Here is a 15,053-nt window from a genome sequence, read left to right on the forward strand (position 1 = left end):
ACAAGACCGCGCCAAAAATCAAATATGCGCCCCGGCAAAACGAATTCCGGCCTGCGAAACTGACGCGGGGCCGCAACTGACGAGGAAACCATGCAGTTCAAACACGTCACGCTCGCCTTCGATGGCTCGGTCGCGATCCTCAAGCTCGATCATCAGGAGGTGATGAACGCGGTCTCTGTCGACATGTTGGGCGGTCTTTCCGAGGCGCTCGATGCGATCGAGGAGAAGAAGGACGAGGTGCGCTGCGTGGTGCTGACCGGTGCGGGGCGGGCGTTCTGCACCGGCGCCAATCTGCAAGGCCGCAACAACCAGTCGAAGAAGACCAAGGCCGGCCTGACGCTGGAGACCGGCTTTCATCCCTTCCTGCGCCGCATCCGCAATCTGCATTGCCCGATCATCACGGCCGTCAACGGTCCCGCCGCCGGCGCCGGCATGAGCTTCGCACTGCTCGGCGACATGATTTTATGCGCGCGGTCTTCCTACTTTCTTCAAGCCTTCCGCCGCATCGGTCTCGTGCCGGATTGCGGCTCGACCTGGCTCTTGCCGCGGCTCGTCGGGCGCGCGCGCTCGATCGAATTGTCGCTGATGGGCGAGCGGCTGCCGGCCGAGAAGGCGCTGGAATGGGGCCTCGTCAACCGCGTCTACGATGACGGCGTCTTGATGGAGGAAGCGATGAAGCTGGCGCGCGATCTCGCCAGCGGCCCGACCGTGGCGCTGTCGCTGATCCGCAAGCTCTATTGGGATAGCCCCGAGAATTCCTTCGAGGATCAGCTCAATCTGGAATTCCAGTGTCAGCTCCGCGCCGGCGACACCGAGGATTTCCGCGAGGGCGTCGGCGCCTTCCTCGAGAAGCGGCCCGCGCAGTTCAAGGGCAAATGATCGAGGCGGCGCTTTCACGCAGCGTCCGGCGCTGGTGCGAAGGGGCGACCGGCGCGACCTCTGCGGCAAAGCTATCCGGCGGCGCCAGCCAGGAAACCTGGCGCTTCGACATCACGCATCCCGATGGTGTGATCGGCGCAATCCTGCGCCGCTCGCCAAAGGGCTATGGCGCCGCGCCGACCCGTGCGGCCGGTCTCGCAGCGGAAGCGCAGCTGATGCAGCTCGCCTATGAGGCCGGCGTGCCGTCGCCCCGCGTACTGCACGTACTGGTGCCCGAGGACGATCTCGGCACCGGCTTCATCATGCAGCGGATCGAGGGCGAGACCATCGCGCGCAAGATTCTTCGCGATGAAGAGTACGCGGCGGCGCGGCCCATTTTGGCGCGGCAGATCGGCGGCATTCTCGCAGGTCTCCATCGGCTGCCGCAGGACAAGCTGCCTGCGCTGCGCAGCAGGGGCGCGACCCAGGAGATCGCCGAGTTCGAGCGCGACTATCGTAGCCTGAATTGGCCCAAGCCCGTGTTCGAGCTGGCGCTGCGCTGGCTGCGCGACCACGATCCCGGCCCCGCGGCCGAGACCACGCTGGTGCACGGCGATTTCCGCAACGGTAATCTCATCATCGGCGCGGATGGCGTTCGCGCCGTGCTGGACTGGGAGCTCGCCCATCTCGGCGACCCCATGGAGGATCTCGGCTGGGTCTGCGTCAACTCCTGGCGCTTCGGCGAGATCGACAAGCCCGTCGGCGGCTTTGGCACACGCGAGGAGCTGTTCGCCGGCTACGAGGCGGCGGGCCGCAAGGTCGACCCCGAACGCGTCAAGTTCTGGGAAGTGATGGGCACGCTGCGCTGGGGCATCATGTGCGGCGGCATGATGCAGCGCTTTCGCGAGGGGCCCGACCATTCCATGGAGCGCGCCATGATCGGCCGCCGCGCCAGCGAGACCGAGATCGATCTGTTGCGGCTGCTGGCGCCGCGCGGGAGCTGACACATGCAGGACGAGCCGACCCCGATCGAGCTGACCAAAGCGGTCGCCGATTTCCTCCGCAACGACATTACGCCGCTGATCTCCGGCCATCAGGCATTCAAGCTGCGCGTCGCCATCAACATTCTCGACCTCGTGACGCGCCAGCTGACGCAGGAGGCGGGGAGCGAGGCGAGGGAGGTGGAACGGCTGCGCGGGCTGCTCGGCATCGATGGCTCGGTGACGGAGCTTAACCGCGCGCTCGCCGAGCGCATAGCGAAAGGCGAACTCGACCTCGCAACGCCGGGCCTCGCCGAGCATCTGTGGGCAACCACGATGGACAAGCTCGCGGTCGATCAGCCGAACTATGCGTCGTATAGGCGCGAATTGGGGCGCAATCCGTAGGATGGGCAGAGCGCAGCGAAACCCATCATCTCACGCCGCGCTCTGCCCTCGATGGGTTTCGCTGCGCTCTACCCATCCTACGCGCCGTCATGCCGGGGCGTCGCGCAGCGACGAGCCCGGAATCCATTTATCCGCGCGTTCTGTCGCTTGATGGATTCCGGGCTCGCGCCTGACGGCGCGCCCCGGAATGACCGCGCAAAGCGCGGTCACTTCCCCACCCATTTCGGCGGCCGCTTCTCCGAGAACGCCTTCGGGCCCTCGATGTAGTCCTGCGAGGCGACCATCGCCTGCACGGCCGGATAGTCGCGCTGCTCCGCGATCGCCTGCTCCAGCGACACGCCGAGCCCCTTCTGGATCGCCTGCTTCGAAGCCCGGATCGACATCGGCGAATTCTTGGCGATCATCTCGGCCCAGCGCAGCGCGGTGGCGAGCGCCTCGCCCTGCGGCACCACCTCGTTGACGAAGCCGAGCTCGAAACCTTCCTTGGCGCTGACATGGCGCGCGGTGAGGATCATGCCCATGGCGCGCTTCAACCCGATCTGGCGCGGCAGGCGGTGCAGGCCGCCGGCGAGCGCGGCCAGGCCAACGCGCGGCTCGGGCAGTGCGAAGGTCGCGTTCTCCGCGGCGATGATGAGGTCGCAGGCGAGCGCGATCTCGAAGCCGCCGCCCATGGCGACGCCGTTCACGGCGGCGATGATCGGCTTGTCGCAGTCGAAGCGCGAGGTGAGGCCGGCAAAGCCGCCCTTGTCCCAGCCGCGTTTTCCCCCGGCCGCCTGCCACTTCAAATCGTTGCCGGCGCAGAACGCCTTGTCGCCGGCGCCTGTGACGATCGCGATCCACTGCTCGGGATCTCCGGAGAAATCGTCAAACACTTGCTGCAATTCGAAATGTGCATCCGTGTGCAGCGCGTTGTAGACCTCGGGCCGCGACAGCGTCACGATCGTGATCGGTCCTTTGCGTTCCACCTTTGAAAATTTCAGCTCCATCGCGCGCTCCCGGTTTTTCTCGTGAAAGAATGTTGGCGTCATACTACCGCTCGGGTGCGCCTGAGCACCATCGAATTGCGCGGGCGCGCCTTGCGCCGCCGTCACGTCTCGGCTTGCTTGACTTGCACGCGCTCTTCTCACCTTAATCGAGCCAAGCAAGAATGCGCCTAGCGCCTTAACGCAAAACGATAAAATCAATCCGGGAGAGAACCTGTGGATTTCTCATTGCCTGCCGATCTCGTCGCCTATCTCGGAGAGCTCGACCGCTTCATCGACCGCGAGATCAAGCCGTTGGAACAGGCCGACGACAACATCCGTTTCTTCGATCATCGCCGCGAATGGGCGCGCACCGATTTCGAGAATGGCGGCCTGCCGCGCCACGAATGGGAAGCGCTGCTGCGCAAGGCCAAGGATCTCGCCGATGCCGCCGGGCATCTGCGCTTTCCCGTGCCGAAGCAATATGGCGGCAAGGACGGCTCCAATCTCTGGATGGCCGTGATCCGCGAGCATTTTGCCGCCAAAGGCCTTGGCCTGCACAACGATCTCCAGAACGAGCATTCCATCGTCGGCAATTTCCCCGTCGTCACCATGCTGGATCGCTACGGCCGCGACGACCAGAAGGCGATGATCGACGGCTCGATCAGGGGCAAATACCGCATCACGTTCGGCCTCACCGAGCCGCATCACGGCTCGGATGCCACCCACATGGAAACGCGTGCGGTGCCGGCCACGCGCGACAACGTGAAGGGCTGGGTCATCAACGGCGAGAAGATGTGGACGACAGGCATGCACGTCGCCACGCACTGCGCGCTGTTCGCGCGCACCAGCGGCAATGACGGCGATGCCCACGGCATCACTTGTTTCCTGGTGCCGGCCAGGAGTCCCGGCGTGAGGATCGAGGAGTACATGTGGACCTTCAACATGCCGACCGATCATCCGCGCGTCAGCTTCACCGATGTCTTCGTGCCGGAGGATGCGCTGTTTGGCGAGGTCGGCCGCGGCCTCTCGCTGGCGCAATGCTTCGTCCACCAAAATCGCATTCGGCAGGCGGCAAGCTCGCTCGGTGCCGCGGTCTACTGCATCAACGAGAGCGTGAAATATGCACGGGAGCGAAAGCCCTTCGGCAAAGCGCTCGCCGAGAATCAGGCGATCCAATTCCCGCTGGTCGAGCTTGCGACCCAAGCCGAGATGCTGCGCCTCTTGATCCGCAAGACCGCCTGGGAGATGGACCAGCTCAATGAGGAGCAGATCGAGCGCACGCTGTCCGACCGCGTCTCGATGTGCAATTACTGGGCAAACCGCCTCTGCTGCGAATCCGCCGACCGCGCCATGCAGGTCCATGGCGGCATGGGCTATTCACGTCACAAGCCGTTCGAGCACATCTATCGGCACCACCGCAGGTATCGCATCACCGAGGGCAGCGAGGAGATCCAGATGCGGAAAGTGGCGGGGTTCCTGTTCGGCTATATGGGGCCGCGGAAGCATTGATAGCGGTGCGAATGCGACGAGGCGTCTTGCTGCGGCGGCAGTCTGGATTGCTTCGTCGCAAGGGCTCCTCGCAATGACGCGGAGAGAGAAACGCCTCTCTCCTCCGTCATTGCGAGCGGAGCGAAGCAATCCAGGATCTCTCAAAGCAGGTAGTCTCGATGGCTGCGCCTCGAGGCTAGTTGACCCGCCGATCCTTCCCCGCCCAATAGGGCTCGCGCAGCTGCCGCCGCAGGATCTTGCCCGAGGGATTCCGCGGCAGCGCCGGCAGGAACTCCACGCTCTTCGGCGTCTTGTAGCCGGCGATGCGCGTCCGGGCGAAGTTGATGATGTCGGTGGCGGTCGCCTCCTTGCCGGGCTTCATCACCACCATCGCCTTCACCGCCTCGCCCCATTTGTCGTCGGGCACGCCGATCACGGCGGCTTCCGCCACATCAGGGTGGTCGCACAGCGCGCTCTCGACCTCGGCCGGATAGATGTTCTCGCCGCCGGAGATGATCATGTCCTTGATGCGATCGTGGATGTAGAGATAGCCGTCCTCGTCCATGTAGCCGGCATCGCCCGTGCGCAGCCAGCCGTCGCCGCGCAGCGTCGCGGCGGTGGCCTCCGGCAGATTCCAGTAGCCCGCCATGTTGGATCCGGAGCGGGTCGCGATCTCGCCGACCTGGCGTGGCGGCAGCGGCTTGCCCTCCGGATCAAGAATCGCGATCTCGACGCCCGGCAGCGCCTTGCCGGCCGATCGCATCCGCTCGAGACCCTCGACGTGATCCTCCGGCGGCAGCGCGACGATGGTGCCCGTCGTCTCGGTCATGCCGTACATCTGCACGAAGCCGCATTTGAAGACCTCGATGCATTCCTTCAGCAGTGCTGCGGGAATCGGCGAGGCGCCATACAGCATGTATTTCAGCCGCGAGAAGTCCATCGTCTTGGCGCGGGGCTGCCGTACCACGAACTGCATCGCCGCCGGCACCATGAACAGTTTTGTGATGCCCGACTGCTCGAAGAAATCCAGAACCTTGGTCGGATCGAACTCGCGCGCAATCACGCCGCGAGCGCCGTGATAGAGCCCCATCGCGCCCCATCCGGAGCCGCCGATGTGGAAGATCGGCATCGCCACCAGCGAGACGTCGTCGGTCGACCACCGGTTCCACTCAGGCTTGTCCTCGGTGTTGCCGGTCTGCACCAGGTTCAGGAAGTTCGCGTGGCTCAGCATCGCGCCCTTCGGCTTGCCCGTCGTGCCCGACGTATAGAGCTGGATCGCGATGTCGCTTGTGTCGATCGGCACCTTGGGATCGTCGCCGCTCTGCGCATCGCGCCAGGCCGTAAAGTCCTGCCATTCCGGCGCGCCGCCCTCGGTGGTGATGATGGTGCGCACGCCCGGTATCTGGTCCCTGATCTGGCGCACCTGCGCGATGAATTCCGGCCCGACGAACAGCACGGGCGCCTTGCAATCCGAAACGATGAAGGCGACCTCGGGCCCCGCGAGCCGCCAGTTCACCGGCGCCATCACGCAGCCTGCCTTCATCGCGCCCATCAAGAGCTCGAAATAGATGTCGCTGTTCTTGCCGAGATAGGCGATGCGGTCGCCCTTCGTCACGCCCATCGCAAGGAGCGCGTTCGCGACCTTGTTGGTCTTGACGTCGAACTCGGCAAAGCTGGTGACGCGGCCTTCGAATTCAAAGGCGACGGCGCTGCCGCGGCTCTTCGCGCGCTCGCGCACCATGTCGGCGAGGTTCGCCAGTTTCGGTGTGGACATGTTTCTCCCGTAGCTCTTGTTTTTATGCCCTGGAATGTGACGTCATCCGCGGGTGAAGACAATACGGGACAGATCAGCCGCGGTTTCGTGTCCCGGACGCTGCGCAGCACGAAGTGATGCACTGCAGAGCCGGGACCCAGCAGGCCGCATTGTGCGTAAGGCGAGATGGGCCCCCGCTCAGCAGCGCACCACGTCGCTCCGGACGATGCTTCGCATCGCCGGGGACGCGCTGCGCTGCGTCCGGGGCACCGGAGAGCGCTACCCCCGCTTCGCGCGGTCCTTCTCGTTCTGCGCCATGATGCTCTCGCGCGCGGTTTTCCAGTCGTCGTCGCTCCAGTCGCGCAGCTGGTAGAAGTTGCCGCCCATGGCAAGCGCCTGGGCGCCGTCCATGGCGATGGTCTCGCCGTTGATCCAGTCGCAGCCGCCGGAGATCAGGAACACCGCAAGGTTCTGTAGCTCCTCCATGGTGCCGACGCGGCCCATCGGGTTCATCGCCCTGGTACGCGCGCCGGCTTCGTCGCCCGGCTTGATGCGCTTGCTCATGCCCTCGGTCGGAATTTCGCCGGGCGCGATGGTGTTGAGGCGGATGCCGTAGCGGCCCCATTCGGTCGCGAGCGACATCGTCATGGCGTGGATCGCCGACTTGCTCATCGCCGACGGCACCACGTAAGGCGAGCCGTTGCGCACCCAGGTTACCGTGATGGAGACGACGTTGCCGGGCTGCTTCAACGCGATCCAGCGCTTGCCGATCGCATGGGTCACGTAAAACGTGCCGTGCATGACGATGTTGGCGACCGCATCGAAGCCGCGCGGCGAGAGCTCCTCGGTACGCGAGATGAAATTGCCGGCGGCGTTGTTGATGAGATCGGTCAGCGGCGCCTCGCGAAAGATGGTCTCCACCATCTCTTCGACCGCGAGCGCGTTGCGGATGTCGACGCCGTGGCTAGTGACGCGGCCGCCGTAGAGATCCATCAGCTCGGTCGCGGTCTCGTCGCAGACGATCTTGCGCCGGCCGCAGATGTGCACCTCGGCGCCGAGCTGGAGGAAGCGTGCCGCCATCGACTTGCCGAGACCGGTGCCGCCGCCGGTCACGAGAATGCGCCGGCCGGCCAGAAGATTTTCCTTGAACATGGCTGTTTCCCCCGTAGGGATTGTCAGTTAATTGGTCGATTGACTAAATCCGTCCGCCGGCGTCCTGTAAAGCGGCACTGAACAAGAACAGGGGAGAATTCGTCCATGGAAGATCGCGTCTCGATCTCGATCTCGGAAGGCGTCGCCGACGTGCGCCTGGTGCGCGCGGACAAGATGAACGCGCTGGATCAGCCCATGTTCGAGGCCCTCGTCGCCGCAACCGACCGGCTTGCGAAGGAGAAAGGCGTGCGCGCCGTTGTCCTGTCAGGCGAAGGCCGCGCCTTCTGCGCCGGGCTGGACATGGGACGTTTTGCCGCCATGAAGGACAAGGGCGGCAACGGAATTCCGGGTGGCGAAAATCGCGATCTCACGGTGCGCACCTATGGCAAGGCCAACTTCGCGCAACAGGCGGTGTGGGGCTGGCGCCAGCTCCCGATGCCGGTGATCGCGGCCGTGCATGGCGTCGCCTTCGGCGGCGGCTTCCAGCTCTCGCTCGGTGCCGACATGCGCTTTCTCAGCTCGGATGCGCGGATGTCGATCATGGAGATCAAATGGGGCCTCGTGCCCGATATGGCGGGCACGCCGATCCTGGCCTCGCTGGTGCGCGACGATATTTTGCGCGATCTCACCTATACCGGGCGCATCTTCTCTGCGCAGGAGGCAATGGCTTACGGCCTCGCCACGCGCATTTGCGACGATCCGCGCACTGCCGCGCTGGAAGTCGCGCGCGAGATCGCCGGAAAAAGCCCCGATGCAATCCGCGCGGCAAAACGGATGCTGAACAATCTCTCGGTCGATCCGGGCCCGGCGCTGCTCGCCGAATCCGTCGAGCAGCAGAAGCTGATCGGCAGCCCCAACCAGACCGAGGCCGTGCGCGCCAATCTGGAGAAGCGTAGCCCGAAGTTTGCGGATTAGCAGCTGCCGTCGTTCCGGGGCGATGCGAAGCATCGAACTATGGTGCGCAATTGCGCACCTGAGAACCTCGAGATTCCGGGTCTGGTCCTTCGGACCATCCCGGAATGACAGCACAACAACAAAGAAAAACAACAAATGAGCGAAACCTCCTCCTTCCTCGGCATCGTCTCCGGCGAGCGTCGCCGCTCTCATGCCGAGGTCGCCGACCGCACCGACCGTATCGCCTCCGGCCTCGCCAAGATCGGCGTCCGCCAAGGCGACAGCGTCTGCATGCTGATGCGCAACGACATCGCCTTCCTCGAGGCCGCCTATGCCGCGATGCGGCTCGGCGCCTATGGCGTGCCGATCAACTGGCACTTCAAGCCGGAGGAGATCACCTACATCCTCAAAGACTCCGGCACCGCGGTCCTGATCGCCCATGCCGACATGCTGCACGGCTTGCGCGATGCGATCCCGCGTGGCCTCACCGTGCTCAGCGTGCCGACGCCCCCCGAAATCCGCTCCAACTACAAGATCGATCCCGATCATCTGACAACGCCGAGCTTCGCGATCGATTTCGAATCCTGGGTCGCGCAGCATCCGCCCTATGACGGCCCGATGGTGCCGCAGCCCATGAACATGATCTACACGTCGGGCACCACCGGCCATCCCAAGGGCGTCCGCCGCAATGCGCCGACGCCGGAGCAGCAGGCCGCCGGCGAGCGCATGCGCGCGATGATCTACGGGCTCAAGCCCGGCGCACGCGCGCTGCTGCCGGGGCCGCTCTATCATTCCGCACCGAACTCGTTCGGCATCCGCGCCGGCAAGCTCGGCGGCGTCCTGGTGCTGCTGCCGCGCTTCGAGGCGGAGGAGTTTCTGCAAGCGATCGAGCGCTACAAAATCGACACCATCTTCATGGTGCCGACCATGTTCATCCGCCTGATGAAGCTGCCTGAGGAGGTGCGCAGGAAATACGACGTCTCCTCGCTCCGCCACGTCATCCATGCCGCCGCGCCGTGCCCGGCCGACGTCAAGCGCGCCATGATCGAATGGTGGGGGCCGGTGATCTACGAATTCTACGGCTCGACCGAATCCGGCGCCGTGACTTTCGCAACCTCCGAGGATGCGCTGCAGAAGCCGGGCACGGTCGGCAAGATCGCGCCCGGCGCCGAGCTGCGCTTCATCGGCGAGGACGGCCGCGTGCTTGGCGTCGGCGAGATTGGCGAGATCTATTCCCGCATGTCTGATATGGCCGACTTCACCTATCACAACAAGCCGGAGAAGCGCGCCGAGATCGACCGCGACGGCTTCATCACCTCCGGCGACGTTGGCTATATCGATGAAGACGGCTACGTCTTCATCTGCGACCGCAAGCGCGACATGGTGATCTCGGGCGGCGTCAATATCTACCCGGCCGAGATCGAATCCGTGCTGCATGCGGTGCCCGGCGTGAACGATTGCGCCGTGTTCGGCATCCCCGATGCCGAATTCGGCGAAGCGCTGATGGCGGTGGTCGAGCCGCAGGCCGGCGTCACGCTCGATGCCGGCAATGTCCGCGCCGCGCTCAAGGCGCATCTGGCCGATTACAAGGTGCCCAAGCACATCGAGATCCGCAGCGGCCTGCCGCGCGAAGATTCCGGCAAGATCTTCAAGCGCCGCCTGCGCGATCCCTATTGGGAGCAGGCGGGCCGGAAGATTTGACGATATCGTAGGGTGGGCAAAGCGGAAGCGTGCCCACCAATCTCGCTTACCTCCTGCGCTGGGCTCGACCTGCGCAAGGAGCGCGACGGCAAGGCCTCAGCGCCGCGTCATCGCCGACCACGATCGACCATGAAGGCCTTCAAGAGAAGCGCGAGCCGAAGATCGGGCGGTAGCCGAGGCTGCCTGGTACGCGCTGGAGTAGCAATCATCGATCGGCTCGGCTAAGTTGGCGTTCCCACGCCAACCCGCTCTGATCATCCATGCCCCCGTACCGTGCCAGTCCTGGTTTCTTCGAAGTCCCCCATGCCGCCGTCTACGTGCTGATGACGGTCACTGTCCTCGCGTCGGGTTTCTGCTTCATCCTGGCGGGCGGCGCGTCGGCGCCGGCGGACTTGCTGTATCGATCCGGCGGCATGTATGCGACCGCAATCGCGCGGCACGAATACTTGCGCCTCGTTGCGTACGGCTTCTTGCACGTTGATTTCGTCCACCTCACCATGAACATGTTGTGCCTGGTGCTGTGGGGCGCCCATCTCGAGCGGCGGGTCGGGCCGACCTATTTCCTTATCATCTACCTCTGCGCGATGGTGTTCGGTGCCGTCATCGGCAATGGCATCCATTCGACGCCCTATTTGACAGTCGGGGCGTCCGGCGCCACGTCGGGCATCCTCGGCGCGCTGCTCTGCCTGTGGATACTCGGCAAGCTCGACGTCGGGTTCGACTTCTTCGCTATAAACATCGGATTGAACATTGCGTTCGCACTCGGCAGTTCTCGGATCGACTGGGGCGTACATCTCGGCGGTTTTGCGGCTGGATTGATCACTTGCGCATTGCTCGACCTTGTCGAAAAAGTGAATGCCTGGACGCTTCGTTGCAAATTTCCCGAGGTCGTCAAGGTTAACCTGACGCTGTTAGCCTGCCTCATCGCGCTGTGGGCGTGGAGCGGTCCGGCTCAGAGCATCGCTACAGGCGTTTCCGCATGGGGGCTGATGGTCGTCATCGTGGTTGCATGCTGTGCCGTCGTGAAGATGGTCGATCTCGCGCTCTCCATGAAAAAGGGCCTCGCGGTCGTCGTGCCGGCCCTGGCCGGAGCGAACGCTGCTGCAGTGCTGTTGTGCGGTTGGGCGTTGGCATTTGCTTGCTGGCCGCGCATGCCAATTGGATACATTCCGCTCGACCTGTTTCTTGTCATATTCTGCCCGAATTCCATTCTCATCTCGGGACTTGCCGCGGTTGGCGTCGCCGCGCTGACGCTTTGTCTCGGTGCGAAGGAGATTTTGCGAGGGATCGCGGATGTTGGATTCGTCGGCACGTCGCTGCGAGCCGAACGCAGTCGTCGCCACGGTCTTTGATTCCGGAGATCGCGACTATATATGCCTGTTTGTTGAACGCGGATAATCTCGAGGCTCCTGAATCCCATGGCCCCCGTATCCATTTTCCTCAACATCCTCTGGATCCTCATCGGCGGCGCCTGGATGGCGTTCGGGTGGCTGATCGCTGCGGTTGTCATGGCGATCACCATCATCGGCCTGCCCTGGGCACGGGCGGCGTTCAACATCGCCGTCTACACGCTGCTGCCGTTCGGCTCGCGCGCCGTCAACCGTTACGACGTCACCGGTGTCGAGGATATCGGCACCGGCCCGCTCGGGGTGATCGGCAACATCATCTGGTTCGTGCTCGCCGGCTGGTGGCTGGCGCTGGGCCACCTCGTGACCGCACTGGTACTCGCGGTCACCATCATCGGTATCCCCTTCGCCTGGGCTCACCTCAAGCTCGCCGGCATCGCGCTCTGGCCGATCGGCAAGGTGATCGTGCCGGCGTAGCTGGTGACCCCGTGAACGTCGGCTTCGCCGGCAGAGCGGAAGTCGTGTGGTTTGGCCATCATTGACGGCCTGGACCCATTCCGGTCGTCGCCTCTCCGTCCAGGACGTCGTTTTCGGGCTGCTCGTCGGTCATTCTCACACGAGATCTCACCCACATTGCAGGAAGAAAATTTACCATTTTAACCTAATTTAATATTGAGGAAATTAAATCGTATAAAATGCCGCGATATCCGAGCAAGCTTTTGGGCAGGGCGTTGGGTGCGCACGTGCCCTCGTGGCCCAAGCTCGTTCTAACCGAATGGAGCTGGCTTGCATGGATCGAGAATACCTTGACACGATGTCCATCGATGAGTTGTGGGCACTTCACACGGAAGTCGATCAGGTCCTCGCTGCGAGGCTCCTTGCAGAAAGGCGCGAGCTCGAAAGGCGGCTCGATCAGCTTGGCCAAGGAGCAGGAGCAAACTCGAACGAACCGGCAAAGAACTCCCCGCCGAGGCACTAGAACGCGAAAGCCGGTTTCTGGCGAACCGGTAATTCTGTTATAATTAGTGATTGAATATATTAACGTAATTTAATTAATTCAGCGCCCGCCGGGTTTAATTGCAATGGCACTGAGGCGCTCGATGTCATCATCCCAACACAGCTGCCGGCGCGAATTTTTGAAGGCCTGCGGAAGAATTCGCCGCCGTAACTCCTTCTGCCTTAGCCATGCTGCTTTCGACATCAAACTCGGTCGCGGCGTCTGGCGGGGAGGGCGCGGGGCCCACAAACACCATCATCACAAACGCGGTGGAGATTGGCTGAGGTCGCCGACCGGGGCGCGGCCTTACCGCTCATCTCTTCTCGCGACGAAAACGGTGGGCAACCTTCCAGGTTCGAACCCACGGTACGTCGCCACGCGGAGGACCGGCCATGAGTGGTCTCCATCATCTCCAGACTTCCCCGGCGGCGCGGCCCCGGGCCGATCTCTTCAAATCGGCCAAGGTGCCGGCAGGCAATCCTCTCGTGGATGCTGCTGCCGCTCTTCTTCGTCACCGTTTCGAAGCGCTCGCTTCTCAGCTCGCCGAACTGGAAGCGCTTCGCGAGCGAGTGCTTGAGGCTGAGCAGAAGCTCGACCCGAGTTTCACCTGATGAAAGGCTGGGCCGAGCAAGCGCCGCTCGCTTGATGAACCCGGCCCCGTTCAGCTTCTGGTGACCTATGGGCCTCTGAAGAGTGCTGCCGCGCCAAAGAGTAGGGCGCCACGGAGGCAGATATGCTCAGATCGGTGATCAAGTCTACTATCATAACAGCGTTGTTGGTCACCTTGATGACCCCGCCGGTCATCACCCAGGCCTTTAGCCACGGGAGCGGTGGCGGTGGCGGCAGCGGTGGAGCTGGCGGCGGTGGCGGTACTGGAGCTGGCGGCAGTGGTGCCGGTGGCGGTGGAGGCGCTGGAGCTGGCGGCAGTGGTGCCGGTGGCGGTGGAGGCGCTGGAGCTGGCGGCAGTGGTGCCGGTGGCGGTGGCGGTGTTGGAGCTGGCGGCGGTGGTGCTGGAGCTGGCGGCAATGGTGCCGGCGGCGTTGGTGGCGCCGGAGCTGGCGGCGGTGGTGCGGGTGGCGCTAGTGCCGGCAGCGGTGGCGCGGTCGGCGCTGGTGGTGCTGGAGCTGCGAACGGTGGTGCCGGTGGCGGTGATGGCGGGGGTTATTATCATGCTGGTGCATCCAGCTTGCCCTACGCGAGTCGGTTCGGCACGAACATGCCGATGATCCCGAGAAGCAATGCTTGGCCTGGCGGTGCTTGGGTTCCTGACGATACTTTTTACTATCGCTTCCGCGAACGCGCGCCGCGGCTGCGGTGGGATATGTGGAGGTACGCAGCGCCCGTATCTGATCTCCACAGGGTTCACAAGGCTCAGCGAACAAGGACCAAGCCGCACGAAATGCGGAAGATACTGTCGGCCCAGAAATCTGTGCGATCCTTCGAGGCGCGAACCTCGGTGGACGCCCATCGCCGTGGGCGCGATGATGCGACAGCTGCGGGCGGACCGGTAAATCGCTCGCAGGTCGAAGTTCAGGCAGCGCCGCCATCCTTGATCGAGCGTCAGGAAGAGCAAAGGACTGGCGCGCCGGTAGATGTTTTGGCGGATGTAGTTGAGGTCACGTCGTCACCCGCGATCGAGCGCAAAAGCGAGGAAACGATCGGCGCGGCACTCCTGGGGGCCTCGGCGGATGCCGCTCAAGTCGGCCCGCCATCCATCATCGAACATGACGACGCGTCGACAACGAGGTCAGTCGAGAGGCTGGTAGTGATGATGGCACTCTTGGCACTTGGCCTTGTCCCATTTCTCATTGGCCGTAGATATGCCCAACGCGTCTTGGCCTATGCTGCGACGCGTCGCTCCGAAGCACGAGTTGGCGATGCTCGCCCCGTCTACTTGCTGTGTCCACCGCAGATTGAAGCCGATCCAGATCTCGTATCCAATCTGGAAGCGTCCATGAAAAAAGTTCTCTACACAATCAAGGAGGCGGAGGCCGAGATCGCTTCCTCGCGACAGCTCCGAAGATCCTCGTGAAACCGAGCCCTCGCTTTGTCAGTACACCACGTGCAGGGGAAAACCCGAGCTTGTGAAGGAGCGATGGCCGGCGCTGGATGTCTGTTGCAACAGTGCGTGCGCCGTTTCCCTGTCCAGTAGTGCGCCGTGCTCGCTCGTATTGCGGGCCCAACTCCTCGCATTGCCCGACTGGCAAATCACCCCATATGCAGGTCAAGGGGCCGGGGCTACAAAATTCTGATTGACCGAAATCACTGTTTCGGGTAAACCGCAACACATTCCGGCTCGTCAAAGGGACGTTTCGCGATCGTCACGATACGTAGGCCGGGATGCGATGGACGCGGCAGCGCCGGCGCGTGACGGGGTGGCAGGGCGGGCCGAGGCCCGTGAGCCGTCGCGATCCGCGGCACGACACGGCACGGTCACAGCGTTTCTCTTCGGCATTGGGGGCGAGCACGCGCGAGCTTCCGGCTGTCCGGGGAGGGACGTCCGCGGACGGCAAA

14 protein-coding genes are annotated in these 15,053 nt (G+C 63.6%); 11 read left to right on the forward strand and 3 right to left on the reverse strand.

Annotated features, from left to right (window positions below):
* Nucleotides 1–90: 90 nt before the first annotated feature.
* From HZZ13_RS17110 to HZZ13_RS17120, 3 genes are read left to right on the forward strand one after another with little or no spacing between them, the layout of a single operon-like run.
* Nucleotides 91–879, forward strand: coding sequence for an enoyl-CoA hydratase/isomerase (locus HZZ13_RS17110; protein WP_197960723.1), 789 nt, complete (start codon nt 91–93; stop codon nt 877–879).
* Entirely contained in the window at nt 876–1,862 is a 987-nt protein-coding gene (locus HZZ13_RS17115; RefSeq protein WP_197960724.1) for a phosphotransferase family protein, read from the forward strand. Before HZZ13_RS17110 ends, HZZ13_RS17115 begins: the two co-directional genes overlap by 4 nt.
* A gap of 3 nt (nt 1,863–1,865) precedes the next feature.
* On the forward strand, nt 1,866–2,243 hold the full coding sequence (locus tag HZZ13_RS17120) for a DUF6285 domain-containing protein (protein WP_197960725.1): 378 nt from the start codon (nt 1,866–1,868) through the stop codon (nt 2,241–2,243).
* A gap of 206 nt (nt 2,244–2,449) precedes the next feature.
* On the opposite strand, the gene HZZ13_RS17125 is transcribed toward HZZ13_RS17120, so the two are convergent.
* The gene (locus HZZ13_RS17125; RefSeq protein WP_197960726.1) at nt 2,450–3,229 is read right to left on the reverse strand and encodes an enoyl-CoA hydratase-related protein; all 780 of its coding nucleotides are present in this window, start codon (nt 3,227–3,229) and stop codon (nt 2,450–2,452) included.
* 213 nt (nt 3,230–3,442) lie between these two features.
* Between HZZ13_RS17125 and HZZ13_RS17130 the strand changes: the two genes are divergently transcribed.
* Complete coding sequence (locus tag HZZ13_RS17130) at nt 3,443–4,717, forward strand: acyl-CoA dehydrogenase family protein (protein ID WP_197960727.1); 1,275 nt, start codon at nt 3,443–3,445, stop codon at nt 4,715–4,717.
* A gap of 175 nt (nt 4,718–4,892) precedes the next feature.
* Here HZZ13_RS17130 and HZZ13_RS17135 read toward each other — a convergent pair whose 3' ends face one another.
* Both HZZ13_RS17135 and HZZ13_RS17140 read right to left on the reverse strand, forming a co-directional pair.
* Nucleotides 4,893–6,470 (reverse strand): fatty acid--CoA ligase, encoded by a 1,578-nt coding sequence (locus tag HZZ13_RS17135; protein ID WP_197960728.1) that lies wholly within the window; start codon nt 6,468–6,470, stop codon nt 4,893–4,895.
* Between the two features lie 258 nt (nt 6,471–6,728).
* Nucleotides 6,729–7,601, reverse strand: coding sequence for an SDR family oxidoreductase (locus tag HZZ13_RS17140; RefSeq protein WP_197960729.1), 873 nt, complete (start codon nt 7,599–7,601; stop codon nt 6,729–6,731).
* A 105-nt stretch (nt 7,602–7,706) separates the two neighbouring features.
* Between HZZ13_RS17140 and HZZ13_RS17145 the strand changes: the two genes are divergently transcribed.
* The 7 genes from HZZ13_RS17145 to HZZ13_RS17175 all read left to right on the forward strand — a co-directional run bounded on the left by HZZ13_RS17145 (nt 7,707) and on the right by HZZ13_RS17175 (nt 14,571).
* Nucleotides 7,707–8,516 carry a crotonase/enoyl-CoA hydratase family protein gene (locus HZZ13_RS17145; protein WP_197960730.1) on the forward strand — a complete coding sequence of 270 codons (810 nt, stop codon included), beginning with the start codon at nt 7,707–7,709 and terminating at the stop codon, nt 8,514–8,516.
* A gap of 135 nt (nt 8,517–8,651) precedes the next feature.
* Entirely contained in the window at nt 8,652–10,196 is a 1,545-nt protein-coding gene (locus HZZ13_RS17150; RefSeq protein WP_197960731.1) for an acyl-CoA synthetase, read from the forward strand.
* Between the two features lie 260 nt (nt 10,197–10,456).
* Nucleotides 10,457–11,548 (forward strand): rhomboid family intramembrane serine protease, encoded by a 1,092-nt coding sequence (locus HZZ13_RS17155; protein WP_197960732.1) that lies wholly within the window; start codon nt 10,457–10,459, stop codon nt 11,546–11,548.
* 66 nt (nt 11,549–11,614) lie between these two features.
* Nucleotides 11,615–12,019: a YccF domain-containing protein gene (locus HZZ13_RS17160; RefSeq protein ID WP_197960733.1), complete on the forward strand. Its 405-nt coding sequence runs from the start codon at nt 11,615–11,617 to the stop codon at nt 12,017–12,019.
* A 912-nt stretch (nt 12,020–12,931) separates the two neighbouring features.
* Entirely contained in the window at nt 12,932–13,150 is a 219-nt protein-coding gene (locus tag HZZ13_RS17165) for a hypothetical protein (protein ID WP_197960734.1), read from the forward strand.
* A 225-nt stretch (nt 13,151–13,375) separates the two neighbouring features.
* Nucleotides 13,376–13,765, forward strand: a complete 390-nt coding sequence (locus HZZ13_RS17170) for a hypothetical protein (RefSeq protein WP_197960735.1) — start codon at nt 13,376–13,378, stop codon at nt 13,763–13,765.
* Nucleotides 13,766–13,995: 230 nt separating this feature from the next.
* Complete coding sequence (locus HZZ13_RS17175) at nt 13,996–14,571, forward strand: hypothetical protein (RefSeq protein ID WP_197960736.1); 576 nt, start codon at nt 13,996–13,998, stop codon at nt 14,569–14,571.
* Nucleotides 14,572–15,053 lie beyond the last annotated feature (482 nt).

The organism is Bradyrhizobium agreste (assembly GCF_016031625.1).
Taxonomy (GTDB): Bacteria; Pseudomonadota; Alphaproteobacteria; order Rhizobiales; family Xanthobacteraceae; genus Bradyrhizobium; species Bradyrhizobium agreste.